Below are 25,949 nucleotides of genomic sequence, written 5' to 3'. Positions count from 1 at the left end.
GAGCGAAATGGTTTTGCGAGAACGGAATGGATCGAAAGAAGAACGTCAGGAGCATATTTTAGAATACATCCTTGAGAACGGTTCGATATCCCTTCAGGAAGTCGTCCAGCAATTCGACTGCTCGGAGGCGACGGCCAGACGGGACCTGGAGGCGTTGGAAAAGGCCGGAAAGGTCATCCGGACGATGGGCGGGGGAGCGAAACCCGCGGGACTGATTGCCGGGAGGGAGATTCCATTCCACGAAAAGCAAAACAAGCTCTATCGGGAAAAAGAACGCATTGCCCAGCTCGCCGCATCCCTGGTCGAAGAGGGGGACGTCATCGGCTTGACGGGAGGCACGACGACGTATCTGATCGCCCGGGCCTTAAAAAGCCGCAGGAACATTACCGTGGTCACCAATGCCGTCAACATTGCGATGGAGCTGGCCGCGATCGAGGAAATTCAAGTGGTGCTTACCGGCGGCATGCTGCGCAGCAAAAACTTCGAGCTGTGCGGGCCGCTGGCCGAGCGGACGCTTGAAGCGCTGAATATCCATATCATGTTCATGGGCATCGACGGATTTTCCGTTGATCAGGGCGTCAGCACCTATTCCGAGCTGGAGGCGAACACCGCCAAAATCATGATGAAACGGACCGAGCGTACGATCGCGGTGTTCGACCATACCAAATCGGGACGCAACTCGTTGTTCCAGGTGGCGCCGTTATCGGCCCTTCACGGGATCATCACGGACGAAGAACCGGGAGAGGACACGCGGGCGCGCCTGGAGGCGGAGCAGGTTCAGGTTTACGTGGCGCAAGCCCGGTAACATCATTATTAATCTATCGAATAATGCAGGGCGGGTGTGAAAATGGAAATATATGCAGGCGTGGATGTGGGCGGAACCAACATCGTATGCGGCTTGGTAACGCCCTCCGGCGAGGTCGTGCATCGAATCAAACGGGCCACGGAGGTTTCCCAAGGTCCGGACGCCATTTTGGAAAAAATAGCATCCATGATCGAAGAAGCGGCCGTCGGTTTTGCCGGCCAGACGGGAGCTGCCGTCTCGGTCGCCGCGGCCGGGATCGGCTTGCCGGGATTCGTCGATCCGGAAGAAGGGATCGCCCGGTTCGCGGGCAACCTCGGCTGGCGCAACCTGCCCGCGGCCCAGCGGCTGCAGGCGCGGTTGAATCTGCCGGTGTACATTGACAACGACGTTCGTACTTATGTATACGGCGAAGCGATGCATGGAGCGGGCAAAGGCTTCAAGGATGTGCTGGGGCTGACGGTAGGCACCGGCATCGCCGCGGCTATGGTCAATGACGGCAAGCTCTACTACGGCTACCGGAACATGGCCGGCGAGCTTGGACACATCGTGATGGACGGACTTTCCGACCCGTGTCCTTGCGGGTTGCATGGCTGCCTTGAAACTTATGCATCGGCTTCGGGGATGGTGCGCCAGGCGAAAAAGCGGATGCAAGACGGGGAGGCGTCCATCCTGCAGGAATGGTATCCGGGGGGGCGGCTCGCGGAACTGTCCGCCGCGGACCTTTCACGCGCCTACGATCAAGGCGATCCGCTCGCCAGCAGCGTGATGGAAAAGGCGGGAACGCTGCTCGGCCGCGCTTTGTCCTATGCGGTCCCGCTGTACAGTCCCGAGCTGATCATCGTCGGCGGGGGCGGCGCGCTTGCGGGCGAACGCCTGCTGGAGCCGCTGCGGAATGAGCTGTACAGCCGGATATTGCCGGATTACAGGGAGGGCCTTCAGGTGGCCCCGGCCTTAAACAACGACGATGCAGGCGTCACCGGAAGCGCCATGTACGCGAAACAAAGACATGCCGCAACCGTTTGATATCCGGAAAACAAGCATCGGTTCTAACCGGCCATCATGCATCGAAATTCATACAAACGAAGGGGAAATATGAACATGGCACTTGTTTCTTCAACTTCCTTACTGCAAACCGCCAGACAAAACAAATACGCCATCGGCGCTTTTAACGTCCATACGCTCGAAATGCTCCAGGCCGTCGTCGAAGCGGCCGAAGAGGCCCAGTCTCCGTTAATTCTGCAATCGACCGTGGGTACGGTCAAACATCTGGGAGCGGACTACATCGCCGCAGCCGCGACCGTCGCCGCCAACCGCGCCAGCGTGCCGATCGCGCTCCATCTCGACCACTGCTCCGATTTTGCCGTCATCATGAGCTGCATCCGTGCCGGCTATACGTCGGTCATGATCGATGCTTCCCATTCGCCGTTCGAAGACAACGTGGCGATCACGCAAAAAGTGGTGGAAGCGGCCAATGCGGTCGGCATCAACGTCGAAGCCGAGCTCGGCAAAGTGGGCGGGGTCGAAGACGACATCGTCGTGGACGAACGGGACGCGCTGCTGGCCGATCCTGCCGAATGCGCCGAGTTCGTGGAGCGTACGGGCGTTCATACGCTCGCCCCGGCGATCGGGACGGCGCACGGCATTTACAAAGGCGACCCGAACATCGACTTCGACCGCATCAAACGCATCGCCGACGTCGTCAGCGTGCCTCTCGTTTTGCACGGCGGCTCCGGCATTCCGGAGGAGCAGGTCAAACGGGCCGTGTCCCTCGGCATGGCCAAGATGAACGTGGCGACCGAACTTCGCATCGTGTTTTCGGATGCCATCAAAGCGGTATTTGCCGCCAATCCGGAAGAAAACGACCCGCGTAAATACATGATTCCGGCCAAACAAGCGCTGAAACAAGCGGCCATCGAAAAAATGCAGCTTTGCGGCTGCGCCGGACGCGCCGGCGACTTCCGTTAATCGGAGGCAAGGAACGATTCCATAGCTCTTCGGGAAAAATCCCGGGGGGCTTTTTTTGTGCCGCCTGCAACCTTCCAGATCATGGGACCGTTAGTAGATAAAATGGAATTCATCCATCTTCAAGGGGGATTAGGTATGAGGAATCGGGGGTCATGGATCGCTGCATTGCTGTTGATCGCGTTGTTGGTCAGCGGTTGTTCGTCGGGGGCGCAAGACAAAAGCGCGGGAGATGCGGCGTCGGTCAACAGCCAAGCTTCCTCGGCGGACAGGGCGGATGCGCCACGCGAAGGGAAAGCGGCGGAATCCGCAAGCGAAGCGGAGGCTGCGGGCAACAACAGCGCCGAAGAACCGGCTTCCGCGGATGCCAAGCTGACGAATGCGCCTTCGCCGGCTCAGGTTTCGGGCGCAGGCTTTAACTCGCAGGATCTGTCGAGCGGCCTGAACAAAAAGCTGATGTACAAAGCGAACATCGTGATGGAGATTCAGGATTATGGAAAGGCGCAGTCGGAAGTCCGGAACGCGGTGACGCTTTCCGGCGGTTATATCGTCAATTTCAGCGAGACCCAATCCGCCAGCGAAAAAGGCGGCACGTTTATCGTCAAAGTTCCTGCAAACGGTTTCTCCTCCTTTTTAAGCCGGCTGGAGAACATCGGGCACGAAAACCTGCAGCGAAGCATCGAAGGGCAGGACGTCACGGAGGAATACGTCGATCTGGAATCGAGGCTCAAGGCCAAGCAAATCATGGAGGAGCAATACGTTGCTTTCATGAAAAAAGCGACCAAAACGACCGACCTTGTCGCTTTTGCCAACGAGCTGGAGCGCATCCAGGCGGAAATCGAGCAAATGAAAGGCCGCATGCGTTACATTGACCAAAACGTGGCTTATTCCACGGTCGAAATCAGGCTTTACGAGACGCCCCATAAAAAGGAGGACCCGAAAGCGTCCGCCGTTCAAGCCCCGCTCGGGCAGCGCATTTCCGAAGCTTTTCAGGGCAGCGTCGACGTGATCGCAATCATCGCCCAATGGATCATCGTCATCCTGTTCGGATCGCTTCCCGTCCTGGTCATCGCGGCGATCGTTCTGCTCATCCTTTGGCTGGCGCGAAAATCGGGGCAGCGGAAACGGGAAGAGGCGGCCCGAAAGCGCAAGCTGATCAATAACGGAGGGGCTGCCGCTCCGGGACATCACGAAGGCCCGGAGAACGGGGAAGAAGGCAGGAAAGACGAATAACAGGAAAAGCAAGCCGCAATTCGCCAAAAACGCACATAACTTGGCCTGCATTGTGGCATATTACCTCTAGTTTGCAAATTGAGTCCATTTTTGGATGGAGAGGTGATATCCACGTGAAGCGTTTTGTGATCGCATTGGCTGCGGTTTTGCTGCTGTGCTGCGGCTACCAGCAAACCGCGTCGGCGGACGGTCCTTACCATTTCGGCTTCAAAAAAAGCAAAAACGGCCAGCTTCCTTCCATTAACGAAGAAGGCTTCAAGGAAGTATTGCAGAAAAACGAAGCGATATTTTTGGGCGACACTTCCCGCAAGGAGCTGTACCTGACGTTCGACAACGGCTACGAAAACGGGTTTACGCCTAAAATTTTGGATGTGCTGAAGGAAAAAAACGTCCCGGCCATTTTCTTTCTGACAGGCCATTACGTCGAGGATAAACCCGAGCTGGTGAAACGGATGGCGGCGGAAGGGCACCTGATCGGCAACCATTCCTGGTCCCACCCCGACCTGACGCAGATCTCGGACGCCAAGCTCAAAGAAGAACTGAAGAGGGTAAAGGATGCCGTAGCGGCCACGACCGGGCGGCAGGCCATGAACTTCCTCCGCCCGCCGCGGGGCATTTTTAACGATCGCGCGTTGGCGGTAAGCCGCCAGGAAGGTTACGTCAGCGTATTTTGGTCGGTGGCCTATAAGGATTGGGACGTGAACGACCAGCGAGGCGCAGACCATGCCTACAGGCAGGTGATGGCCCAGCTGCATCCGGGGGCGGTCATTTTGCTGCATTCCATCTCCCGAGACAACACGGAGGCTTTGGGAAGAATCATCGACGGGGCGCGGCAGCAAGGCTACGAGTTCAAAAGCCTGGATGCGCTTAAAGTGAAAACCTACTGATTCAACGCGAGTTAGATTAAAAAGCATTCCCGAAAGGGGATGCTTTTTTGTGCATGGCGCCGGATTGAAAGCGACGGTCCGGCCGGAGGAACGGCGTGTTCCAGGACGGCTTAAGCCGCTTAGGTTGCGGGCAGGATTTGTCTTAAACGGGCGGGATCCATTATACTGGACAACGTGCAAAAACTTTGGTAGGCACAAATGTTTCACCGTATGAGCTGCCGCAAAAGGAAGGAGAGGATTTTTTTGCTGCAATCATGGGACTACTCGCTGTTCAGCTGGATCAACAATGCGGCTGGCAGTTTCCCGGCCTTGGACGCAATCATGCGCTTTTTATCGGAAGATGCGGAATATCTGTTTTATTTGGCCGTGATCGTGTATTGCTTTACCCGGAGGGGAACGGACCGGAGAATGGTCGTACAGGCGCTTGTTTCCGCCTTCGTCGCTTTCGGGATCGGCTATGTTCTCGGCCATTTATTTTACCGGGATCGTCCGTTCGTCGCCCATCACGTGCATCAAATGATCGAGCATGCGGCCAATGCGTCGTTCCCGAGCAATCATTCGATCGGTTCTTTTGTCATCGCGTTTTCGATTTTCCTCTGCCGCAAAAAGGACGGGGCCTTCTGGCTGCTTCTCGCTGCCTTGATCGGCTTTTCCCGGATCTGGAACGGCGTCCATTACCCGACGGACGTCATCAGCGGCGCCATCATTGCCATCGTCGTGTCGGCCGTCGTTTACAAGCTGTTCGATAAGCTGGTTTGGAGCAGACGTTTCGGCTCGTGGCGGACGTTCCCCGGCAACTATTCACGGTAAGGGCAGCGACGGAGCAAATAAGGCAAACAGCCGCGAAAAAAGCATATCTATTCAGAAGGAAAGCCGTTAATCGCGCCGTGTGCGCCGTTAGCGGCTTTTTTCGTTTCTTGCGGCAGCTAGGGACTAGGTAAAGCTAAAGGAATAACGCAAGGTTAATCTGGGGCTGAGAAATGATTATTTATTTGATAATGATTATCAGTTTCTGTAACTGGGAATGAATGATAACGGGAACATCCGTGTAAACAAAGGAAAAATGATTATTTTAAAAAAGAACATTATTGATATTGATAATCATTATCAATAATGTTAAACTGAAATCGTTACCCGGTAAACCATATTTTGATGAAATTGGAAGACGGGCCGAAAGGTTGCGGGGTGGTTTTGATCAAGGAAAGGAGCCGTAGTGAACGTGGAGCATGCCGATGATCTAAAAAAGGCCATTTTCGGACTGCACTGGAAATTCATTCATTTGACGGAAGAATACGAAAGCCAGGAACATGCCAATTTGGCTGAACAAGCCCGGGCGTGCGGGATTACGGATTGCCCGGACAGCGTCACGAGCATTCACGTCGTCGACTGCATCGGCAAACACGAACCCATTAACAATACCGCGATTGCGGAACGCATGGAATTGTCCAAGGCGAGCATTACCAAGATCAGCGCCAAGCTGGTGGATCACGGTTTCATTACGCGGGCGCGCATGCCCGACAACAAGAAGGAAATTTATTTTCACCTGACGCCGAAAGGGAAAAAGCTTTATGAATTGCATGATAAGATGCACCGCGCCGGGGAAGAACGGTTTAACCGTTTTCTTAGCCGTTATTCCGGAGCCGAGCTCGATTTCATCAGAATATTTTTTGAAGACGCCGTAAACGAAGTGGAAAACGCCATTCAGAAGGAGATGTAAATATGAACACGACACTGCGAATTGATCAGCTGCGGGCATCCGTTGAGGGAAAGGAAATTTTGAAGGGACTGAGCCTCGAAGTGCGGGGCGGCGAAATTCATGCGGTCATGGGACCGAACGGAACCGGGAAAAGCACGCTGGCCTCGACGCTGATGGGACATCCCAAATATGAGGTGTTGGGCGGATCCGTGACTTTGAACGGGGAGGATTTGCTCGAAATGGACGTCGATGAGCGCGGACGGGCAGGTTTGTTTCTCGCGATGCAGTATCCAAGCGAAATTACGGGCGTGACCAACTCCGATTTCATGCGCAGCGCCATCAATGCAGGGCGCGGGGAGGGAAATGAGATTTCCCTGATGAAGTTCATCCGCCTGATGGAAGCCAACATGAAGACGTTGGAGATGAACCCCGAGTTTATGCACCGTTATTTGAACGAGGGGTTCTCCGGCGGCGAGAAAAAACGGAACGAGATTTTGCAGATGATGATGCTGCAGCCGAAAATCACGATTCTCGACGAAATCGATTCGGGTCTGGACATCGATGCGCTCCGCATCGTCGCCCAAGGCGTCAATTCGCTGCGCAGCGCGGACCGCGGGTTTCTGATCATCACGCACTATCAGCGGCTGCTGGACTATATTACGCCCGATTTTGTCCATATCATGATGCAAGGCAGAATCGTCAAATCCGGCGGGCCCGAGCTGGCGCAGCGGCTGGAAGCGGAAGGTTACGAATGGGTGAAGGAGGAGCTCGGCATCGAAGACGAGACAGTCGGGCAAGACGAGGACGCGTTTCAAATGCCGATGAACACGACGGGTCCAAAAATCCGATAGATGCTGGAGGAATCGAAAATGAATACGATCATGATGTCTGTGGACCGGAATCAGGTGCTTGAATCCTTCCGCGCGGACCAGGAGCCGGAATGGGTGACGGCGATTCGGGAGCAAGGTTTTCGGCTGGCGGAGGAGCTGCCGCTCCCTAAGCTTGAGAAAACGAACATCGAAAGATGGAATTTGGGAACGTTCGGCGAGATCAGACGCCCGGCGCAACGCGATTCCTTGAAGGACGCAGAAGGAGCGACTTCGGAATGGATCGATTCGGATAATGCGCTTGTGCAGCGCAACTCCGGGATCGAGTTTCAACGGCTCGCCGAGGAGCTCAGGGGAAAAGGCGTTATTTTTACCGGCCTCGAACAGGCGGTGCGGGAATATCCGGAGCTTGTCAAGCCGTATTTGATGCAGGCCGTCCGGGCGGACGAAAACCGGATGACGGCCATTCATGCCGCGCTGTGGAGCGGAGGGGCATTCCTTTACGTTCCGAAAAACGTCCAAGTCGAGCAGCCGCTGCAGGCGCTGTTCCTGTTGGATGACGAAGAAGCCTGCTTTATGCCGCATGTGTTGATCGTGGCGGAAGAAAACAGTTCGGTGACCTTCGTCGAAAGCGCGGTGTCCGCGGTGAGCCGCAAGCATGACCAATTCGGGATCATGGAGGTGTTCGTCAAACGCGGAGCCGAGGTCCATGTCGCGTCCGTGCGGGGCCTTGGCAAGCAAGTGACGGACATGACCTACCGCCGCGCGCATGTCGAAGCGGACGGCCGCATCCGCTGGGTCGTCGGCGAGATGAACGCCGGCAACGCCATGGCGGACACCGCATCGATTCTTCAAGGGAACGGCGCGGATTCGGACGCCAAAGTGATCTGCGTCGGAGCGGGCGGGCAGCACATGAATTTGACCACCCGCGCGGTGCATATCGGGCAATTTTCCACAAGCGACATGGTGACCCGCGCCGTGATGCGCGAAGACGCGACGGCGATCATTAACGGCATCACGAAAATCGAAAAAGGGGCGAGCGGCACCAACGGCCAGCAGACCGAAAAAGTGCTGATGCTGAGTCCGAAGGCCCGCGGCGACGCCAATCCGATTTTGCTGATCGACGAAGACGACGTGCAGGCAGGGCATGCCGCCAGCGTCGGGCAGGTGAATCCGGAACAGATCTTTTATTTGATGTCCCGCGGCATTGCCCGGGCGGAAGCCGAGCGGCTGATCGTTTATGGATTCCTCGCTCCCGTCATTTCGGAAATTCCGAACGACCGTTTGCGGGACCGGCTGCAGTCGCTGGCGGAACGCAAGCTTGGACAGGCTTGAACAAAGGAGGGAATGGAACATGGCTAAACAAATGCCTGAATTGGATGATTATAAATACGGCTTCAAGGATGCGCACCAATCCGTCTTTCAAACGGCCAAAGGGCTGAGCCGCGACGTCGTCGCCGCCATTTCGGAGATGAAAGGAGAGCCTGCGTGGATGCGCGATTTCCGCTTGAAGGCGCTGGAGCAATTTTTGGCGATGCCCGTGCCGCAATGGGGCGGGAACCTGAACGACCTGGATTTCGACGATATCCATTATTACGTGAAACCGGCCGAGCGCCAGGGGAAAACCTGGGAGGAGGTTCCTTCCGAAATCAAGGAGACCTTCGACAAGCTGGGGATTCCCGAAGCGGAGCAAAAATACCTTGCGGGCGTTTCCGCGCAATACGAATCCGAAGTGGTATACCACAGCATGAAAAAAGAGCTGGAAGAGCAGGGCGTCATTTTTACGGATACCGATACCGCGCTGCGCGAGCACCCCGAGCTGTTCAAAACATATTTTGCGACGGTCGTTCCTCCGAGCGACAACAAGTTCGCCGCGCTGAACAGCGCCGTCTGGTCCGGCGGCAGCTTCGTTTATGTGCCGAAAGGCGTCAGATGCGAGGTGCCGCTGCAGGCTTACTTCCGGATCAACTCGGAAAATATGGGACAGTTCGAACGCACGCTGATCATCGCGGACGAAGACAGCTTCGTGCACTACGTGGAAGGCTGTACCGCGCCGATCTACAGCACGAATTCTTTGCACAGCGCCGTGGTGGAAATCATCTGCCGGAAAAATTCACGCGCGCGGTATACGACGATCCAAAACTGGGCGCCGAACATTTACAACCTGGTGACGAAACGCGCCGTTGCGGAAGAAAACGCGAATATGGAATGGGTGGACGGCAACATCGGCTCCAAGCTGACGATGAAATATCCGTCGGTGCTTCTGAAAGGCCGCGGCGCGAAAGGTTCCGTGCTGTCGATCGCCGTTGCGGGCAAAAACCAGCATCAGGACGCCGGAGCGAAAATGTACCATCTTGCGCCGGACACCACGTCGACCATCATTTCCAAATCGATCAGCAAACACGGCGGCAAAGTGACCTACCGGGGCCTTGCTTCCTTCGGCCGCAACAGCGAGGGTTCCAAATCGAACGTCAAATGCGATACGTTGATTCTCGACAAAGAGTCGACTTCCGACACGATCCCGTACAACGAAATCAAAAACGATAATATTACGCTTGAGCATGAGGCAACCGTATCCAAGGTTTCCGAGGACCAGCTGTTTTATTTGATGAGCCGGGGCCTCAGCGAAGCGGAGGCGACGCAGATGATCGTCATGGGCTTCATCGAGCCGTTCACGAAGGAGCTGCCGATGGAATACGCGGTGGAAATGAACCGGCTGATCAAATTTGAGATGGAAGGTTCTATCGGGTAAAAGAGGGCGGCCTATGTTGGTATCGGATATTATCGTTCGGGATGTTGTGAAAGTGAAGGAGAGCGAACGGATCAGAGACGTTCTGGAACGTTTTTTGCTCTATCAAATAGGCGAGCTTCCGGTCGTGAACGACCGCAATGAAATCGTCGGATGGATCACCGCGCGGGAGATTATGAAGCGGATCGGCAGAACGGGCCCGGTGATCGTGCCGGCGCTGATGTGCAGCGTCTTGTTCCCTTATGCGGCGCTGCTCGACGATGAGGACATGGACCGGAAGCTGCATCGATTAATGGATTGCAACGTCATGGATATCGCTGCCCGCCAAGCGCCGGTCATCCGGTTCGGCTCGGAGCTTGACGAAGCGGCCGCTCTTATGGGCCGGGTTCATGCCCATTCGCTGCTCGTCGAAAAAAACGGCATTCTGGCAGGGAAGGTAAGTCCGTACGATATCCTTCGTTGCACATGCGTCGAGCCGCCAGCACACTGAACCTCGGGTTTTACGAAGACGTTCCTCGATTGCAGGAGCGGGTGCCGGCCGCCGAGAAGCTGACTATTTTATAGCACTTATATAAAAATCGCATTTTCACGCCAATCCTGAAAAAAGGGTTGGTTTTTTCTTGCAGATTTTCTTGGCGGAAGATGTAACTTTTTAGTGAAAGGATACGTCTTATTTTCAAAGCTTGCAGAAAAATGGAGGATCACAGACGATGGACCAAGCTTCATTGCCCAAAAGATCTACCGTCAGACAACAATCCTATAAGCATAAAAAGCGCAAAAAACGTAAAAAAGGATTCGGGTGGTTCCTTTCCCGTTTCGTATGGACCGTGCTGATTGCGGGAGCGCTTGGAGCCGGCTGGTTATTCTTGACGCCGAGCGGCAACGAATACCGGTTCCTGATGGCGGACACGCTCATCACGACGCAGCACCGGCATTGGGCCAAATATATCATCGGGCAGGCCGAGCTGGACCGGAGGGTCGCCGAATACAACCAACGCTTCGAATCGATGGGCGAGGAAAAAGATACGCACCAGATCCATCTGCCGGTTCCGGAGCCGGCTTCTTCGGAAAGCCCGGAGGCGGCCGTGCATAAAAAGCCGCTAGTCGAAATCGAGGAGATTTCCGGCAAAGGCTACCACGGCTACGTCATGACCGTCAACGATCCGACGAAAATACGCCTCGGCGTGCCGCATGCCCGGGGGAAAGGCGAAAAAGTGTCGAGCATGGTGAAACGAACCGGCGCAGTTGCCGGCGTAAACGCTGGAGGTTTCGCCGATCCGAATTGGAAAGGAAACGGATTTAAGCCGATCGGGATCGTCATTTCCCAGGGCAAGCTTTATTACAACGGCCTCGGAAACAGCAAATCGACCCAGGTCGTGGGTATCGACCAAAACGGCAAGATGGTTGCCGGCCATTATTCCTTGAAAGAGCTGAACGACATGGGGATCAAGGAGGCGGTAACCTTTCAGCCGCGGATCATCGTCAACGGCAAAGGGCTGATCCGGAATGCGAAAGAGGGTTGGGGCATTGCGCCGCGGACGGCGATGGGACAGCGGGCCGACGGTGCCATCCTGTTCGTCGTCATCGACGGCCGCCAGCCGACCTACAGCATCGGAGCGAATTTGTACGACGTGCAGCAAATCATGCTGAAGCGCGGAGCCGTGATCGCCGCCAACCTGGACGGCGGTTCATCGACGGTGCTCGTGAAGGACAACGAAATCGTGAACCGGCCTTCGTCCGAATACGGGGAGCGGTATTTGCCGACCGCTTTCCTCGTGTTCGAGCATCCGGAAGAAGCGAACATCCCGAACATTTGGGCCGGTTTGAATCCGAAGGACATCGATCCCGGGAAAAAGTAAGCCGTTGCTGCATGCGGCCCCAGCCTGGTTTTGTTGAACGGCAGAATAAAGGACAGCCTGAGGGCTGTCCTTTTATCGTATGCGTATAGGTCCATGCGATGCCGGCGTGGATGCTGGCGTGAAAATAGGAAAGGAAGATGATGGCATTAAGCTTTTTTGGAGTACATGATGCCGATCGTTTTCGGGCCGCAGTGGCTGGAGATGACGCAGCCCGCCGTGGAAAGCGCCACTTCGCGGGCGTTCGTGTTTTCCTGGAGCACCTTTTGCAGCCGGAGCGCTTCGTCTTCGGCAAAGGAGTGGACGACCACGATCAGGTCGTTATCCATCAGGCCGCTTTTTTCCAAGGCGTTTTGCAGCATTTGATTCGTCGCTTTTTCCTTTTTGCCCCTTACCTTGTAGGCGGGGGTCATTTTTCCGTCAATCACCTTGATGACAGGGCGGATGTTCAGCAGGCTTCCCAGCAAATTTTGCACGCCGGAGCAGCGGCCGCCTTTATACAAATATTCGAGCGTGTCGATGACAAACTCGGATTCCACCTGGGGCCGTACGGCTTCGAGCAGCTTTACGACCTCGTCGAGGCTTTTTCCCTCCCGGGCGGCAAACACCGCTTTCATGACCAGGAGGCCGATCGCGCTGGAAAGGTTCAACGAGTCCACGACGCGGATCGAAGCTTCCGGAAATTCGCCCGCCGCGATCAAAGCATTCTGATAGGTCGCCGATAATGCGGAGGACAAGCTGATATACAAAATCGATTCCCCTTGGTTGACATGCGGCTCGAATGCAGCCATGAAATCCGCAGGAGAAGGGGCGGCCGTCTTCGGCAGGCTTCCGCCCCGTGACACCCGCTCATACAGTTCGGCCGGCGTAATGTCCACCCCGTCCCGGAGCTGCTCGTTCCCGAAAACGACATAGAGCGGAATGATTCCGATGTCGTATTGCTGGACCCACGCTTTCGGCAGGTCGCTCGTGCTGTCGGTAAAAATTTTGATGTTAGACATGAACATCTCCCTTAGTTTTTCTTTACATATAAAATCCCGATCGTTTTGGCCCCGCAGTGGGAGGAAATGACGCAGCCGGCATCGGAGATGGCGACTTCGCGGGCGCCGGTACGCTCCTCAAGCATCCGTTTGAGTTCCCGGGCGTCTTCCTCCGCCATCGAATGGGTAACGAAAATGAGATCTTGATCCATCCGGTCCCGGTTGGCCAGGGCGTTAGTCAGCAGCTGCTCCAGCGCTTTTTCCCGTTTGCCGCGGACTTTGTAGGCCGGGGTCATTTTTCCGTCGATGACCTTGATGACCGGACGGATTTTCAGCAGGCTGCCGACGAGATTCTGCATGCCGGAGCATCTTCCGCCCTTATACAAATAATCCAGCGAATCGATCACGAATTCGGTTTCGACAAGCGGTCTGACGCTTTGCACCAATTCGGCGATGTCCCGCGCGCTTTTTCCCGCTTCGGCCGCTTTGACCGCCTTCATCACCTGAAGCCCGATTCCCGTGGACAGGTTTAATGAGTCAACCACCGTCACCCTTCCGTCGGGAAATTCGCCCGCGGCGATCACCGCGTTTTGATACGTGGAGGACAGTTCCGACGAAAGGCTGATATACACGATGTCCCGGCCTTCCTCGATGTCCGGCGTAAACGCCTGGATGAAGTCCGACGGCGACGGAGCGGCGGTTTTCGGCAAGCTGCCTGTTTTGTCCACTTCGGCGTAAAGCTCGGCCACGCTAATGTCCACGCCGTCCCTGTAGGTCTTGTCCCCGAACGTGACATAAAGAGGAATCAGGCCGATCCCGTAGTCCCGGATCCACTCCCGGGGCAGGTCGCAAGTGCTGTCGGCAAAAATTTTAACGTTCGTCATTTCGGTCACCTTCCTGCTCTTAGCATAAGTACGACAAACATCAGGCCAAAACTGAAAATGATAATGGCGTTCAGGGAGAGCCCCAATACGGCGAAGATTTTTTTGCGGTTCCGGAGAATCGTCCCGACGATGCCCAAAATCACGCCGATGACATTCGCGGCGAACAGGCCGATCAGGATCATGGTGATGACCGTGACGCCCGTGGTCGAGCTCTGGGTCCAGGAACTGTCGGTCTCGAGGCCTTGGGCGAAAACGGCCCCCATCGCGCCAACGCTAATGATATAGGCCAGCATGGACACGAGGCTGATGATAAACGAGGCGATTCCGGGACCGGAGTGCCGTTTATGCCGGAGCGGATGCTGGTGTGGTTCCATGTTCTTTCTCTCCTTAAGTGAATAGATATGTATGCTTCTTACTCTTCCATATTATCAAGCAAAAATCAAGACGGGCGAAGGCTTTCGGCGCGGGGAAGCGGTGGAAAAGGCATACCGGATCGGGTAATATGATGACAGACTGCAAAACCTAAGCGAAGGAGTGGAGACGACACATGCAGCGCAAGTTTATGATCATCGGCGCGATCATGGCCATGCTCTCCGTGGCGATCGGCGCTTTCGGTGCCCATTTGCTGGAACCGATCGTCGGCGAAGATGCGATGAAAGTTTATGAAACCGGGGTTCAATACCATATGGCGCATGCGCTTGGCATCATTTTGATCGCGGTAGCGGCCGGCATCTGGGGGGATTCGCGAAAATTGGCCTGGGCCGGCTGGCTTTTGTTTGCGGGCATCATTCTTTTTTCCGGCAGCTTGTACGTGCTGACCGTTACCGGGATCAAGCAGCTTGGAGCGATTACGCCGATCGGCGGCGTGGCGTTCATCGCCGGATGGATATGCCTGATCGCCGATGCGGCGTCGCGAAAGAAACGATAAGACTAAGAAAGCCCTTGCGCTTCCTGTTCACAGGAGGACAAGGGCTTTGCTCGTATTAGACGACCTCAATGATTTCGCTAAGCTTAAACGAATAGACCTGCTTCTCGTCGACGTGGTAGACGTTAAGCAGCTGATTGGTTTCGTCGAAATTCAATATGCGGCACGGCATACTGTTCCGTGTGCCGCCGCGGCTGATCGTCAGCCGGGTCAGCCGGTTGTCGCGGATGCATTCCGTGATCCATTCATACAGCTGGGAGCCGTAATCCGCGGAAATCGTTTTTTTCTCAGCGGGGGAGCTGGGGCTGGTCGCCGGTTGTCCGGTCTTTGCTTTTTGAGTGCGGTTGTTGTCAGGCACAGGCAAATCTGCGGAAGCGCCTGACTTGTGAACAAGGGATTTCCGTTTGTCCCGAAGCATCGAATCGATCAGCTGGCCAAGCTCCATTCCGGATTTGATCCGGAAGTCCGCGATGCTTTCGCATTGGTTAAACATTTCGATCATCGCCTGCAATGCAAGCGCATTCGAACGGCCTTTGACCAGGATATCGACATTAAACAAATACCCTGACTCTTCAACATTTTGTTTATTCTCCATAATTCCCCCAGCCTATACCATGTGAAAAATATGTATGAAACTGAATAAATCATATCATGAACACGTAAACGTGAATAGTCCTAATGTCGGATGCGTGCATAACTTTATTCCTAGCCGGCGGGAAGGTCGCCTACACGGGAAGCGCCTTGCGGGAATACACATAATTTGAGCATTTATCCTAATAGGGAGGTGTGAGCCTATGGTGACGATGGAGCCTATTTCGGTCGGTGGTCACACCCTTGTCGGAGTGGAAGTCAAGCTCCCCAAAACGACCCTGCTGACGATCAGCACCTCGCGCGGTTACATCATGTGCGGAGCGCTCGACATCGGACTTTTAAATGATCGCCTGGGCGACCGCAAGATCATTGCGGGAAGAGCGGTGGGCGTCCGGACGTTGAAGGAGCTGCTGGAATCGCCGCTCGAATCCGTCACGTCGGAAGCAGCCGCCCTGGGTATCGTTCCGGGCATGCCCGGACATGAAGCGCTTCTAAAAATGCTATAGACAACTGGTTCAATGGTCATAGATTTTCATGAAGCTGGCTGATTAAAAGTGCGGCGAAAAAAACCAGCCCGCCAGGGCTGGTTTCGTTTTTGGCATTATGGGATTTGGTAAAAAATCGTTTGCGTGCCGCCTCTAGCGGAAGAGCGCCGCCAGATGTTCCCGGTAGGGAGCGCGGACGATGCCTTTTTCCGTTATGATCGCGGTGACGTATTCGTTTGGCGTCACGTCGAATGCCGGATTATAGACTTTGATGCCGTTGGGAGCCGTTCTTTTGCCGAAACCTTCGGTAATTTCATGCTCCGGCCGTTCCTCGATCGGAATCAGGTCGCCCGATTCGGTATTCAGGTCGATCGTTGACAGCGGACAAGCCACGTAAAAAGGAATGCCGTGGGCTTTGGCCAGAACGGCGAGGCTGTAGGTGCCGATTTTGTTCGCCACGTCGCCGTTGGCCGCGACGCGGTCCGTGCCGACGATCACCGCCTGCACCCAGCCTTTGGACATGACCATGCCGGCCATGTTGTCGCAAAGCAGCGTGACGTCGATGCCCGCCTGCTGCAGTTCGAAGGCGGTGAGGCGCGCGCCTTGGAGAACGGGGCGGGTTTCGTCCGCGAACACCTTCAGCTTCATGCCTTTTTCATGGGCGAGATACATGGGGGCGGTCGCGGTTCCGTATTTGGCCGTCGCGAGCCCGCCCGCATTGCAATGCGTCAGGACGCCCATGCCGTCCGAAAACAGCGGCAGCGCGTGCTCGCCGATCCGGCGGCAGACGTCCTCGTCTTCGGCTTGGATCGACGCCGCTTCGGCGAGAAGGGCATCCGGGAAGCCGGCGATCCCGTCCTCGGAAGCGGCAAGGCGGGAGGCCTTTTCCTTCATCCGGTCCAGCGCCCAGAACAGGTTCACGGCCGTCGGACGGGAGGTTGCCAGATAGGCGCATACCTTGTGGATATGCTGCAGCCATTCCAGCTTGTCCGCGCCTGCGTACCGTTTGGCGCCGAGGACGACGCCGTAGGCGGCCGCGATGCCGATCGCGGGCGCCCCGCGCACGACCATGGCGTGGATGGCTTCCCATACCTCCTCGGGCGTGACGAGTTTTCGCATGATGATGTTTTCGGGCAGGAGGCGCTGATCCAAAAGCTTCAGCGAATCCTCTTCCCATACCACCGAGATCAGCGGTTGGTATCTATCTTTTTGCGTAGATTCCTGGATGCTCATCGTACTGCTCCTTCGAATGGTTGTGCCGCTTGTTTCACGAGCCGCAGAATGTCTTCTCCGTTCGTCACGGTGCGGTGGTGTTTCACGAGATGCTTGCCGATGGCAAGGGCTTTGCGTTGGGCTTCTTCCCGAAGCCGCTCGTCTTCGATGGCGTCGATGTCCGCGACATGCGAGAGGCCGACGATCCGGCGGATCATTTTGCAGCCGGCGAAACCGGCCGTATCCCGCAAAACCTTGGCGACGTATACGTCCTGGTAACCCGGGGATCCCGCCATCGGATCTTTGGCTTCTTCGTCCCATAGTTTGCGGAAGCGGGTTTCGAACTCCTGCCAGATTTCCGACACCATCGAAAGCAGCCGCTGCTCCGTTTCCCGGCGGGCGGCCGGGTCTTTCGTCCATCCCGGGCGGGAAGCGTAATTCAGCAACAGGTTGGCGATGACGGCCCCGACGTCGAAGCCCATCGGCCCGTAATATGCAAATTCGGGATCGATGACTTTCGTCGACTCCGGCGTCGCGAAAATGCTTCCGGTGTGCAGGTCGCCGTGCAGCAGCGCTTCCGCGCGGGTCAGGAAGGCTTCGCGCAGCAGCGCCACTTCAAGATGGAGGGCCGCGTCTTCGCGAAGGCTCCGGGCTTCGTCCTCAAGGTATTCCGGATAGTTGTTGTTGGCGGACGGCTTGTACGGATCTTCGAAAATCAAATCCTCGGTAATTTTGCACAAATCGGGATTGATGAATTTTTTGACCTGCTCCTTTTTCTCCTGCGGGTTCATGGCCAAGTCCGACGTGAAAAACAGCGTTCTCGCCAGGAACTCCCCGATATGCTCCGCAAAAAGCGGATAAGCGACGCCATCGATGAGGCCTTTGCGCATGATCGTATGGTCGCTTAAATCTTCCATGACGGTGATGGCGAGGCGATCGTCGTAAGCATACACTTCCGGGGCGAGGCCGGGGCAAAGCCGGTACTGAAGCTGAAGGGCTTCCCGTTCGATTCTTGCGCGGTCCAGGGACAGGGGCCAAGATTCGCCGACGACTTTCGCATAAGGCAGCGCTTGTTTGATAATGAGGCTTTTGCCGCCGTTTTGGTCGGTGATATGGAACACCAGATTCAAATTGCCGTCGCCGATTTCCTCGCAGGCGAGCGCGGCATCTGCAGGAAAATGACCCGGAATGCCGCGGGCAAGAGAGATCGCTTCTTCGATCGTGAGTGGATGATAAGTGGACACGAAAAGTCACCTCCGCTAAATAAAGAACCGCATAAACCGAATATAATTCCAACTTAATCGCTTGGTATTGTAAATTATTATTCAGTATATCGGATAACGGCAGGTTTTTGAACCATTTTTTTGCTTGCACAGATTTCCATGCGAAAGATGGGGCGTTTTTGTTTCATGTAGGGAGCAGCAGGGTAATATATGAACAAAGGCGGACAAGCGGCAGAGAGCTGCCCGAAGCCGATGACATGCAGAATGCAAACGGCTTTTGCGCGCCCGGCGCAGGGCCGATTATATTCATGAAAAGGCAGGGATATGACATGGCTAAAACAACCGCAAAAACGAAAACGACGCTGGAGCAACTATTGAACCAGGAGGTCGCGAACCTGAACGTCCTGTACGTCAAAATCCATAATTACCACTGGTACGTCAAAGGCGAGCATTTCTTCACGCTGCATGCGAAGTTCGAAGAGCTGTACGACGACATTACGCTCAAAATGGACGAGGTTGCCGAGCGACTTTTAACCATTAAAGGAAGCCCGGCCGCCACGATGAAGGAATATTTGGAGCTGGCGACGATCCAGGAGGCATCGGGCAAAGAGGACGCCCGCAAAATGGTGCAGACCCTGATCGAGGATTTCGCCACGGTGTCCGAAGAACTGCAGGAGGGCATTCGGATCGCGGACGAAACGGGAGACGAGCCGACCGGAGACTTGTTCATCAAAATCAAAAACGATCTGGAGAAGCATATGTGGATGCTGCGTTCTTACCTGGGATAAGGTTGAAAGAAGGCCGCAAACGGAACGTTTTCGGGCGCGACGAAAAACTTCCTTATTTAATTAAGGAGCGTTGCGGCGGTGCGCGTCCGGAATATTTCAAGCGGCTTCGTCCTGCCGCGGCAAGAGCCGCGGTCCCGGCTGGGGAGGGCGTTTTGTCTTAAGTTTCGCGTATACGAAAGCAGGCTTGGCTGTGTAGGCCGGGCCTGCTTTTGCGATTATTTCGGAAACAATCGGCCTATGAAGGTTGATATGGAACTGTATTTATTATAAAATTGTTGATAATCAGTGAGAATCAGTTTAGATTCATTTTAAATTGATAATTATGATTGCTTGAAATCAGGGTAGGTCATCCCTGTTTAAATAGACTGTCTGATTTCGGTAAAACACAATAACGGAGGGAATAACGTACATGGCTACTCACTTTTCGATTCAAGGCCTTAAAGCGGAAATTGAAGGCAAGGAAATCCTGAAAGGCATCAACCTGGAAATGAAAGGCGGAGAAATCCACGCCATCATGGGTCCGAACGGTACCGGTAAAAGTACCCTGGCTTCCGCTCTGATGGGGCATCCTAAATACGAAGTTACCGAGGGCAGCGCTACGCTGAACGGCGAAGACTTGCTCGAAATGGGAGTCGACGAGCGCGCACGCGCAGGTCTGTTCCTTGCAATGCAGTACCCGAGCGAAATTACGGGCGTGACAAACTCCGACTTTTTGCGCAGTGCCATTAACGCCCGCCGTGAAGAAGGTCAGGAAATTTCCCTGATCCGTTTTATCCGCCAATTGGAAGCAAAAATGAAAGAACTCGACATGAATCCGGAATTCGCGCACCGCTACCTCAATGAAGGTTTCTCCGGCGGCGAAAAGAAACGGAACGAAATTTTGCAAATGATGATGATCGAACCAAGCATCGTCATTTTGGACGAAATCGACTCGGGCCTGGATATCGACGCCCTCAAAATCGTTGCCAACGGCGTCAACGCGATGCGCAGCGAAGACCGCGGCTTCTTGATCATTACCCACTATCAACGCCTGCTTAACTACATCAAACCGGACTTCGTCCATGTCATGATGCAAGGCCGCATCGTGAAATCCGGCGGTCCTGAGCTGGCCGAACGCCTGGAAGCGGAAGGTTACGATTGGGTGAAGGAAGAACTGGGCATCGAAGACGAGACCGTAGGACAAGAAGCGTAAACAACGGAAGGAGGAAACCGAAATGACAACACAAACGATTCTTCCGGTAAACGCTGAGAGCCTTGGTCAACTGTCCAAACAGAGACAAGAACCGGCTTGGCTAACGGAAAACCGTCTGAAGGCTTTGGAGCTTGCCGCGAGCCTTGAATTGCCTAAACTCGAGAAAATGAGAATCGAGCGTTGGGACATTCAAAATTACGGAAGCTATAAAGCGGATGCGGGCATCGCATCGCTGGCGGAGGTTCCGGCATCCATTCAAGAGCTGATCCAGGATCAGGAGTCCGGAAGTTTGCTGATTCAGCGCAATTCCAGCGTCGTATATTCGAAGCTTGCACCGGAGCTGGCTGAAAAAGGCGTTATTTTTACGGATTTGCAAACCGCCGCGAAAGAGCATGGGGATCTGGTCAAAGCCCACCTGCATACGGCGGTCAAAGCGGACGAAAACTCCGTAGCGGCGCTTCATGCCGCGATATGGAACGGGGGCGTGTTCGTTTACGTTCCTAAAAACGTGGAGGTCACGGTGCCGCTGCAGGCCGTATTGCTTACGGACGACGGCGAAGCGACGTTTGCTCCGCATGTGTTGATCATTGCCGACGTCAACAGCTCGGTAACCTACGTGGACAATTACGTTTCCGGCGAAGGCAGCCAGGCGGTTACCCATAACGGCGCCGTCGAAGTGTTCGCCAAGCAGGGAGCGAAGGTCCGGTATGCAACCATTCACCAAATGGGAACCAACGTCACGGATCTGAGCTACCGCCGCGCCATCATCGACAATGACGCATCGATGGAATGGATCGTCGGCGAAATGAACAGCGGCGACACGGTGAGCGATACGTATTCGGTGCTGAAAGGAAACGGATCGACGTCCGACTCGAAAGTCATCGCGGTCGGTTCCGGTTCCCAGAAGCTGAACTACACGACCCGCGCCAACCACTTCGGCAAATCTTCCGAAAGCCAAATGATTACCCGCGCGGTGATGCGCGAGGAAGCAACGGCAATCATCAACGGGATTACGAAGATCGAAAAAGGCGCAACGAAATCCGACGGACAGCAAACGGAAAAAGTGCTTATGCTGAGCCCGAAAGCCCGCGGGGACGCGAACCCGATCCTGCTGATCGACGAAGATGACGTTAAAGCAGGCCACGCGGCTTCGGTTGGCCAAGTCAACCAGGAGCAAATTTATTACCTGATGTCCCGCGGCATTTCCCGCGAGGTTGCCGAATCCCTCATTATCTACGGATTCCTGGCGCCTGTCGTATCCCAAATTCCGATGGAAAGCTTGCAGAAACAGCTGCAAACGGTCATCGAAAGGAAGTTGGGACAATGAATAACGCCATTCGCGAGCAGTTCCCGATTCTGAAGCAGGAGATTAACGGCCATCCATTGGTTTACCTGGACAGCGCGGCGACTTCCCAGAAGCCGCTGGCCGTCATCGAAGCGCTGCGGCATTATTACGAATACGATAATGCGAACGTTCACCGGGGCGTGCATACGCTCGGCAGCCGTGCTACCGATGCTTATGAAGGCGCACGCGAGAAAGTGGCTAAATTCATTCATGCCAAGAGCACGAAGGAAATCGTGTTTACGCGCGGGACGACGACAGCCCTGAACATGGTGGCTTCGTCTTACGCACGCTCCATTTTGTCCGAGGGCGACGAAATCGTCCTGACCCCGATGGAGCATCACAGCAATCTGATTCCATGGCAGCAGGTGGCGAAAGCCACCGGCGCCGTGCTCAAATATGTTAAACTGCAAGAAGACGGTACAGTGACCTTGTCCGAAGTCGAGAAGGTGGTTTCGGACAAAACGAAAATCGTAACGATGGCTTACGTCTCCAACGTCATGGGCGTCATTAATCCGGTCAAGGAAATCGCCGCTCTGGCGCACCGCCACGGAGCCGTCATGGTCGTTGACGGCGCCCAAAGCACGCCGCATATGAAGGTAGACGTGCAGGACCTGGATTGCGATTTTTATGCTTTTTCCGGCCATAAAATGTGCGGTCCGACAGGGATCGGCGTTTTGTACGGGAAGCAGGCGCTGCTCGAGAAGATGGAACCGGTCGAATTCGGCGGCGAGATGATCGACGATGTCGGGCTTTACGACTCGTCGTGGAAGGAGCTCCCCTGGAAGTTTGAAGGGGGCACGCCGATCATTGCCGGAGCCGTCGGGCTTGGAGCAGCCATCGATTTTCTTGAAAGCATCGGGCTTGACGCCATTGCGGCCCATGAACATGAACTGGCCGAATACGCGGTGGGCCGCCTGTCCGAGATTGAAGGACTGAAGCTTTACGGTCCCCGCGCGCGGAAAGTCGGGCTGGTCACGTTTAACCTGGGCGACGTTCACCCGCATGACGTGGCGACGGTTCTGGATGCCAGCGGCATCGCCATCAGGGCCGGCCATCACTGCTGCCAGCCGCTGATGCGCTGGCTGGAAGCAAGTTCAACTGCACGCGCAAGCTTTTATCTGTATAATACGAAGGAAGATGTGGACCGTCTGATCAGCGCATTAATCCAGACAAAGGAGTATTTTGGCTAATGCAACTTGATGACTTGTACCGGCGCGTGATTATGGACCACTATAAAAATCCGCGGAACCGGGGAAAATTCGAAGACGGAACCGTTACAGTCGATTTGAATAACCCGACTTGCGGCGACAAAATTTCGCTGCAGCTCAAGGTGGATGATGGAATCGTACAGGATGCGAGATATACGGGGGAAGGCTGCTCGATCAGCATGTCTTCCGCTTCCATGATGACCGAAGCCGTCAAAGGCAAAACGGTCGAGGAAGCGAGGGAGCTGGCATCCCGGTTCTCCGCGCTGATGCAAGGGGAAGACGTCCATTTCGACGACTACGAGGATATTGAAGCCCTGTCCGGCGTAAACAAGTTCCCGGCCCGCATCAAATGCGCCACGCTCGCGTGGAATGCGTTGCGCAAAGGGATCGACGAGAAGCAGCACGACCATTAATTGATAGGGAGGTTCATACCCATGGCTAAAAAGGCCCCTGAAATAGAAGAATACAAATACGGGTTCCGCGACGAGCACAAAGCGGTTTTCCAAACCGGTAAAGGGTTGACCCGCGAAATCGTCACCGAGATCTCCAAAATTAAAAACGAACCGGAATGGATGCTTGAGTTCCGTCTGAAGTCGCTTGAACAGTTCGAAAAAATGCCGATGCCGAAATGGGGCGGCAACCTTGACGAGCTGGACTTCAATGATATCCAGTATTATGTGAGACCTTCCGAGAAACAAGGAAAAACGTGGGAAGAGGTTCCTGCGGAAATCAAAGAAACGTTCGACAAGCTGGGCATTCCGGAAGCGGAACAAAAATTCCTCGCCGGCGTATCCGCTCAATACGAGTCCGAGGTCGTATACCATAACATGCAAAAGGATCTGGAAGATCAGGGCGTCATCTTCATGGACACCGATACGGCGCTGAAAGAGCATCCTGAAATTTTCAGGGAGCATTTTGCCACCGTCGTTCCTCCATCCGACAACAAATTTGCGGCTTTGAACAGCGCGGTATGGTCCGGCGGCAGCTTCATCTACGTTCCAAAAGGCGTCAAATGCGAAATTCCGCTGCAGGCCTACTTCCGGATCAACTCCGAAAACATGGGACAATTCGAACGGACGCTGATCATCGCGGACGAAGGCAGCTTCGTGCACTACGTCGAAGGCTGTACCGCTCCGATCTACAGCACCAACTCGCTGCACAGCGCGGTCGTGGAAATCATCTGTAAAAAAGATGCGCGCGTTCGTTACACCACGATCCAAAACTGGGCGCCAAACATCTACAACCTCGTCACGAAGCGTGCCGTTGCCGAAGAAAACGCAACGATGGAATGGGTTGACGGCAACATCGGCTCCAAGCTGACGATGAAATACCCTGCGGTTCTCCTGAAAGGACGCGGCGCGAAAGGCATGGTATTGTCGATCGCGGTGGCAGGCAAAGGACAACACCAGGACGCCGGCGCCAAAATGATTCACCTGGCTCCGGACACGACTTCGACGATCGTATCGAAATCGATCAGCAAACACGGCGGCAAGGTCACTTACCGCGGTCTGGCTTCCTTCGGACGCAACGCGGACGGCGCCAAAGCCAACATCAAATGCGACACGCTGATTCTGGACAACGAATCCACGTCGGATACGATTCCGTACAACGAAATCAAAAACGACAATATCGTGCTTGAACACGAAGCGACGGTTTCGAAGGTATCCGAAGATCAGCTCTTCTACCTGATGAGCCGCGGTTTGAGCGAAGCCGAAGCGACGCAAATGATCGTCATGGGCTTCATCGAACCGTTTACGAAAGAACTGCCGATGGAATATGCGGTCGAAATGAACCGTTTGATCAAATTCGAGATGGAAGGTTCGATCGGCTAATTCATGAACCGGTCGGCCAATACGTATCTGCTTTCGCCAAACCAAGTTTGGCGAAGCAGATACGTATTTTTTTGCAAGCGGATAGCCGCATGTCCAGAAGCGTCAGCGTGGCGCCGACCCATATAAAACGCCCGCCCCGGAATTCTGCCGGGGCGGGCGTTTGTTTCGACTAAGCCATGATTATAGAAAGATCTTAACGATGCCGATTTCCCGCTGCAGGGACAAATCCACGAAGCGGTTATCGGTTTTCACCAGCGGCCGGAAAAAATCGGCAGGATTGGTCATCACGATCGTGCCTTGTTCTCCGGTTGAGAGCAGGACGTTTTTGCCGATGAAGTTGGGAAGCATATGACGAATAAAGACTTGGGTGGCGTTGGCGCTCAATTTGCCGAAGCTCATGGTGTGCAGCTCGCGCATGACGGTAAGCAGCTCCTGCTTGGACTGGTACACGCGGTTCATGCTCATCGCGCTGAATACGTCCGCCACCGCCGTAATTCGCGAAAACGGATGGATTTCGTTTTTTTCGATGGCGTGGGGATAACCGCTGCCATCGTCCCGTTCGTGATGCTGAAGGGCAACAAGCGCCGGGATGGAGTCCGGAGAAGAATTACGGATGATGTCATGCCCGTAAACCGTATGTTTTTTCATGATCTCGAATTCTTCCGGCGTCAGTTTGCCCGGCTTGTTCAGCAGGCTTCCGGGAATTTGGCATTTGCCGATGTCGTGAAGATAACCGGCCCGTCCCGCTTCGTAGGCTTCTTCTTTGGAAAATCCGAGCCAGGATGCAATATAATAAGATAAAATGCCGACCTGCATCGAATGGTGATATGTATAATCGTCGTTTTGATCAATGCACAGCATAAGGGAGACGATGTCCGTATGTTCCTTCAATTGATCGACGAGGGGCTCCATGATATCGTCTACCATCGTTTCGTTGAATCTTCCGGTAGTTAACGCTTCCAAATACATCGACTCGAATCCGTCCACGGCTTGCTCGATGAAGGGCTTTGTCTTTTGCAAGAGCTCCATCTGTTGGGAGTGGATCAGGGTGACCGCGGGCTGATGCGCTGCGGGCTCGATATCGACGTAGTCCACGGCATGCTTCATCAGCTTGCGGATGTCTTCGTCCGTCAACAGCGTTCCTTTTTGCATTACGTGAAGTCCCGATGCGCTAAACGCATCCGCTGCCAGCCGGTCGCCCGGTTTTAAGTCTGTGACATGCACTTTCAAGCAATACGTCACTCCATTTCTTCAAAATTCGACATCTGT

At 54.8% G+C, this 25,949-nt stretch carries 27 protein-coding genes; 20 read left to right on the top strand and 7 right to left on the bottom strand.

Going from position 1 to position 25,949, the window contains the following annotated elements; genetic code table 11:
* Window positions 1-7: 7 nt before the first annotated feature.
* From KI367_RS14395 to KI367_RS14340, 12 genes are all read left to right on the top strand, one after another.
* Entirely contained in the window at window positions 8-805 is a 798-nt protein-coding gene (locus KI367_RS14395) for a DeoR/GlpR family DNA-binding transcription regulator (RefSeq protein ID WP_212950473.1), read from the top strand.
* Window positions 806-847: 42 nt separating this feature from the next.
* Window positions 848-1,828, top strand: coding sequence for an ROK family protein (locus KI367_RS14390; RefSeq protein ID WP_212950472.1), 981 nt, complete (start codon window positions 848-850; stop codon window positions 1,826-1,828).
* A 75-nt stretch (window positions 1,829-1,903) separates the two neighbouring features.
* Window positions 1,904-2,770, top strand: coding sequence for a class II fructose-1,6-bisphosphate aldolase (fba, locus tag KI367_RS14385; RefSeq protein ID WP_036711843.1), 867 nt, complete (start codon window positions 1,904-1,906; stop codon window positions 2,768-2,770).
* A 135-nt stretch (window positions 2,771-2,905) separates the two neighbouring features.
* Window positions 2,906-4,000, top strand: coding sequence for a DUF4349 domain-containing protein (locus tag KI367_RS14380; RefSeq protein ID WP_212950470.1), 1,095 nt, complete (start codon window positions 2,906-2,908; stop codon window positions 3,998-4,000).
* A 113-nt stretch (window positions 4,001-4,113) separates the two neighbouring features.
* Window positions 4,114-4,887, top strand: coding sequence for a delta-lactam-biosynthetic de-N-acetylase (gene pdaA, locus KI367_RS14375; RefSeq protein ID WP_212950468.1), 774 nt, complete (start codon window positions 4,114-4,116; stop codon window positions 4,885-4,887).
* A 243-nt stretch (window positions 4,888-5,130) separates the two neighbouring features.
* On the top strand, window positions 5,131-5,697 hold the full coding sequence (locus KI367_RS14370; RefSeq protein WP_212950466.1) for an undecaprenyl-diphosphatase: 567 nt from the start codon (window positions 5,131-5,133) through the stop codon (window positions 5,695-5,697).
* A gap of 409 nt (window positions 5,698-6,106) precedes the next feature.
* Window positions 6,107-6,604 (top strand): MarR family transcriptional regulator, encoded by a 498-nt coding sequence (locus KI367_RS14365; RefSeq protein ID WP_212950464.1) that lies wholly within the window; start codon window positions 6,107-6,109, stop codon window positions 6,602-6,604.
* A 2-nt stretch (window positions 6,605-6,606) separates the two neighbouring features.
* Window positions 6,607-7,434, top strand: a complete 828-nt coding sequence (sufC, locus tag KI367_RS14360) for a Fe-S cluster assembly ATPase SufC (RefSeq protein ID WP_212950462.1) — start codon at window positions 6,607-6,609, stop codon at window positions 7,432-7,434.
* A gap of 18 nt (window positions 7,435-7,452) precedes the next feature.
* Window positions 7,453-8,745 carry a Fe-S cluster assembly protein SufD gene (gene sufD / locus KI367_RS14355; protein WP_212950461.1) on the top strand — a complete coding sequence of 431 codons (1,293 nt, stop codon included), beginning with the start codon at window positions 7,453-7,455 and terminating at the stop codon, window positions 8,743-8,745.
* Window positions 8,746-8,764: 19 nt separating this feature from the next.
* Window positions 8,765-10,162, top strand: a complete 1,398-nt coding sequence (gene sufB, locus KI367_RS14350; RefSeq protein WP_212950459.1) for a Fe-S cluster assembly protein SufB — start codon at window positions 8,765-8,767, stop codon at window positions 10,160-10,162.
* A 13-nt stretch (window positions 10,163-10,175) separates the two neighbouring features.
* Window positions 10,176-10,649, top strand: a complete 474-nt coding sequence (locus KI367_RS14345) for a CBS domain-containing protein (RefSeq protein ID WP_212950458.1) — start codon at window positions 10,176-10,178, stop codon at window positions 10,647-10,649.
* Between the two features lie 220 nt (window positions 10,650-10,869).
* Window positions 10,870-12,018 (top strand): phosphodiester glycosidase family protein, encoded by a 1,149-nt coding sequence (locus tag KI367_RS14340; RefSeq protein ID WP_212950456.1) that lies wholly within the window; start codon window positions 10,870-10,872, stop codon window positions 12,016-12,018.
* 146 nt (window positions 12,019-12,164) lie between these two features.
* On the opposite strand, the gene KI367_RS14335 is transcribed toward KI367_RS14340, so the two are convergent.
* The 3 genes from KI367_RS14335 to KI367_RS14325 are packed head-to-tail and all read right to left on the bottom strand — an operon-like array spanning window position 12,165 to window position 14,253.
* Complete coding sequence (locus tag KI367_RS14335; RefSeq protein ID WP_036711850.1) at window positions 12,165-13,016, bottom strand: DegV family protein; 852 nt, start codon at window positions 13,014-13,016, stop codon at window positions 12,165-12,167.
* 11 nt (window positions 13,017-13,027) lie between these two features.
* Window positions 13,028-13,879, bottom strand: a complete 852-nt coding sequence (locus KI367_RS14330; protein ID WP_036711851.1) for a DegV family protein — start codon at window positions 13,877-13,879, stop codon at window positions 13,028-13,030.
* Window positions 13,880-13,884: 5 nt separating this feature from the next.
* Window positions 13,885-14,253: a hypothetical protein gene (locus tag KI367_RS14325; RefSeq protein ID WP_212950454.1), complete on the bottom strand. Its 369-nt coding sequence runs from the start codon at window positions 14,251-14,253 to the stop codon at window positions 13,885-13,887.
* A 173-nt stretch (window positions 14,254-14,426) separates the two neighbouring features.
* Between KI367_RS14325 and KI367_RS14320 the strand changes: the two genes are divergently transcribed.
* Complete coding sequence (locus KI367_RS14320) at window positions 14,427-14,807, top strand: DUF423 domain-containing protein (protein WP_036711853.1); 381 nt, start codon at window positions 14,427-14,429, stop codon at window positions 14,805-14,807.
* Between the two features lie 55 nt (window positions 14,808-14,862).
* Here the strand turns inward: KI367_RS14320 and KI367_RS14315 are convergent, their stop codons facing one another.
* The gene (locus KI367_RS14315) at window positions 14,863-15,399 is read right to left on the bottom strand and encodes a YolD-like family protein (protein ID WP_212950453.1); all 537 of its coding nucleotides are present in this window, start codon (window positions 15,397-15,399) and stop codon (window positions 14,863-14,865) included.
* Between the two features lie 199 nt (window positions 15,400-15,598).
* On the opposite strand from KI367_RS14315, the gene KI367_RS14310 reads away from it, so the two are divergent.
* Entirely contained in the window at window positions 15,599-15,901 is a 303-nt protein-coding gene (locus KI367_RS14310) for a YunC family protein (protein WP_036711859.1), read from the top strand.
* Between the two features lie 132 nt (window positions 15,902-16,033).
* On the opposite strand, the gene mtnA is transcribed toward KI367_RS14310, so the two are convergent.
* Both mtnA and mtnK read right to left on the bottom strand, forming a co-directional pair.
* Window positions 16,034-17,113, bottom strand: a complete 1,080-nt coding sequence (mtnA, locus tag KI367_RS14305; protein WP_212950451.1) for an S-methyl-5-thioribose-1-phosphate isomerase — start codon at window positions 17,111-17,113, stop codon at window positions 16,034-16,036.
* Window positions 17,110-18,336: an S-methyl-5-thioribose kinase gene (gene mtnK, locus KI367_RS14300; RefSeq protein WP_212950449.1), complete on the bottom strand. Its 1,227-nt coding sequence runs from the start codon at window positions 18,334-18,336 to the stop codon at window positions 17,110-17,112. The genes mtnA and mtnK overlap by 4 nt, the downstream gene beginning before the upstream one ends.
* 308 nt (window positions 18,337-18,644) lie before the next feature.
* Here mtnK and KI367_RS14295 point away from each other — a divergent pair, with 308 nt between their 5' ends.
* The 6 genes from KI367_RS14295 (at window position 18,645) to sufB (KI367_RS14270) (ending at window position 24,680) form a co-directional block, all read left to right on the top strand.
* The gene (locus tag KI367_RS14295) at window positions 18,645-19,103 is read left to right on the top strand and encodes a Dps family protein (RefSeq protein ID WP_212950448.1); all 459 of its coding nucleotides are present in this window, start codon (window positions 18,645-18,647) and stop codon (window positions 19,101-19,103) included.
* Between the two features lie 409 nt (window positions 19,104-19,512).
* On the top strand, window positions 19,513-20,295 hold the full coding sequence (gene sufC / locus KI367_RS14290) for a Fe-S cluster assembly ATPase SufC (RefSeq protein ID WP_212950446.1): 783 nt from the start codon (window positions 19,513-19,515) through the stop codon (window positions 20,293-20,295).
* 22 nt (window positions 20,296-20,317) lie between these two features.
* Complete coding sequence (sufD, locus tag KI367_RS14285; protein WP_036711861.1) at window positions 20,318-21,622, top strand: Fe-S cluster assembly protein SufD; 1,305 nt, start codon at window positions 20,318-20,320, stop codon at window positions 21,620-21,622.
* Complete coding sequence (locus tag KI367_RS14280) at window positions 21,619-22,830, top strand: cysteine desulfurase (protein WP_212950445.1); 1,212 nt, start codon at window positions 21,619-21,621, stop codon at window positions 22,828-22,830. Before sufD (KI367_RS14285) ends, KI367_RS14280 begins: the two co-directional genes overlap by 4 nt.
* Window positions 22,830-23,261 carry a Fe-S cluster assembly sulfur transfer protein SufU gene (gene sufU / locus KI367_RS14275; protein WP_036711864.1) on the top strand — a complete coding sequence of 144 codons (432 nt, stop codon included), beginning with the start codon at window positions 22,830-22,832 and terminating at the stop codon, window positions 23,259-23,261. The genes KI367_RS14280 and sufU overlap by 1 nt, the downstream gene beginning before the upstream one ends.
* A gap of 21 nt (window positions 23,262-23,282) precedes the next feature.
* The gene (gene sufB, locus KI367_RS14270) at window positions 23,283-24,680 is read left to right on the top strand and encodes a Fe-S cluster assembly protein SufB (protein WP_212950443.1); all 1,398 of its coding nucleotides are present in this window, start codon (window positions 23,283-23,285) and stop codon (window positions 24,678-24,680) included.
* 180 nt (window positions 24,681-24,860) lie between these two features.
* On the opposite strand, the gene KI367_RS14265 is transcribed toward sufB (KI367_RS14270), so the two are convergent.
* On the bottom strand, window positions 24,861-25,910 hold the full coding sequence (locus KI367_RS14265) for an HD-GYP domain-containing protein (RefSeq protein ID WP_212950441.1): 1,050 nt from the start codon (window positions 25,908-25,910) through the stop codon (window positions 24,861-24,863).
* Window positions 25,911-25,949: the final 39 nt, after the last annotated feature.

The sequence above is a fragment of the Paenibacillus cookii genome (assembly GCF_018333375.1).
GTDB classification, from domain to species: domain Bacteria; phylum Bacillota; class Bacilli; order Paenibacillales; family Paenibacillaceae; genus Paenibacillus_AQ; species Paenibacillus_AQ cookii.
The sequence above is the reverse complement of the archived record's forward strand: the minus strand, read 5'-3'. Positions and strand labels throughout refer to the sequence as shown.

What these genes read in the sequence shown, in the direction of transcription:
- KI367_RS14395 (WP_212950473.1), top strand. Translation starts at nt 8, where the DNA reads ATGGTTTTGCGAGAACGGAATGGATCGAAAGAAGAACGTCAGGAGCAT.
- KI367_RS14390 (WP_212950472.1), top strand. Translation starts at nt 848, where the DNA reads ATGGAAATATATGCAGGCGTGGATGTGGGCGGAACCAACATCGTATGC.
- fba (WP_036711843.1), top strand. Translation starts at nt 1,904, where the DNA reads ATGGCACTTGTTTCTTCAACTTCCTTACTGCAAACCGCCAGACAAAAC.
- KI367_RS14380 (WP_212950470.1), top strand. Translation starts at nt 2,906, where the DNA reads ATGAGGAATCGGGGGTCATGGATCGCTGCATTGCTGTTGATCGCGTTG.
- sufC (WP_212950462.1), top strand. Translation starts at nt 6,607, where the DNA reads ATGAACACGACACTGCGAATTGATCAGCTGCGGGCATCCGTTGAGGGA.
- sufD (WP_212950461.1), top strand. Translation starts at nt 7,453, where the DNA reads ATGAATACGATCATGATGTCTGTGGACCGGAATCAGGTGCTTGAATCC.
- sufB (WP_212950459.1), top strand. Translation starts at nt 8,765, where the DNA reads ATGGCTAAACAAATGCCTGAATTGGATGATTATAAATACGGCTTCAAG.
- KI367_RS14345 (WP_212950458.1), top strand. Translation starts at nt 10,176, where the DNA reads ATGTTGGTATCGGATATTATCGTTCGGGATGTTGTGAAAGTGAAGGAG.
- KI367_RS14340 (WP_212950456.1), top strand. Translation starts at nt 10,870, where the DNA reads ATGGACCAAGCTTCATTGCCCAAAAGATCTACCGTCAGACAACAATCC.
- KI367_RS14335 (WP_036711850.1), bottom strand. Translation starts at nt 13,016, where the DNA reads ATGTCTAACATCAAAATTTTTACCGACAGCACGAGCGACCTGCCGAAA.
- KI367_RS14330 (WP_036711851.1), bottom strand. Translation starts at nt 13,879, where the DNA reads ATGACGAACGTTAAAATTTTTGCCGACAGCACTTGCGACCTGCCCCGG.
- KI367_RS14325 (WP_212950454.1), bottom strand. Translation starts at nt 14,253, where the DNA reads ATGGAACCACACCAGCATCCGCTCCGGCATAAACGGCACTCCGGTCCC.
- KI367_RS14320 (WP_036711853.1), top strand. Translation starts at nt 14,427, where the DNA reads ATGCAGCGCAAGTTTATGATCATCGGCGCGATCATGGCCATGCTCTCC.
- KI367_RS14315 (WP_212950453.1), bottom strand. Translation starts at nt 15,399, where the DNA reads ATGGAGAATAAACAAAATGTTGAAGAGTCAGGGTATTTGTTTAATGTC.
- KI367_RS14310 (WP_036711859.1), top strand. Translation starts at nt 15,599, where the DNA reads ATGGTGACGATGGAGCCTATTTCGGTCGGTGGTCACACCCTTGTCGGA.
- mtnA (WP_212950451.1), bottom strand. Translation starts at nt 17,113, where the DNA reads ATGAGCATCCAGGAATCTACGCAAAAAGATAGATACCAACCGCTGATC.
- KI367_RS14295 (WP_212950448.1), top strand. Translation starts at nt 18,645, where the DNA reads ATGGCTAAAACAACCGCAAAAACGAAAACGACGCTGGAGCAACTATTG.
- sufC (WP_212950446.1), top strand. Translation starts at nt 19,513, where the DNA reads ATGGCTACTCACTTTTCGATTCAAGGCCTTAAAGCGGAAATTGAAGGC.
- sufD (WP_036711861.1), top strand. Translation starts at nt 20,318, where the DNA reads ATGACAACACAAACGATTCTTCCGGTAAACGCTGAGAGCCTTGGTCAA.
- KI367_RS14280 (WP_212950445.1), top strand. Translation starts at nt 21,619, where the DNA reads ATGAATAACGCCATTCGCGAGCAGTTCCCGATTCTGAAGCAGGAGATT.
- sufU (WP_036711864.1), top strand. Translation starts at nt 22,830, where the DNA reads ATGCAACTTGATGACTTGTACCGGCGCGTGATTATGGACCACTATAAA.
- sufB (WP_212950443.1), top strand. Translation starts at nt 23,283, where the DNA reads ATGGCTAAAAAGGCCCCTGAAATAGAAGAATACAAATACGGGTTCCGC.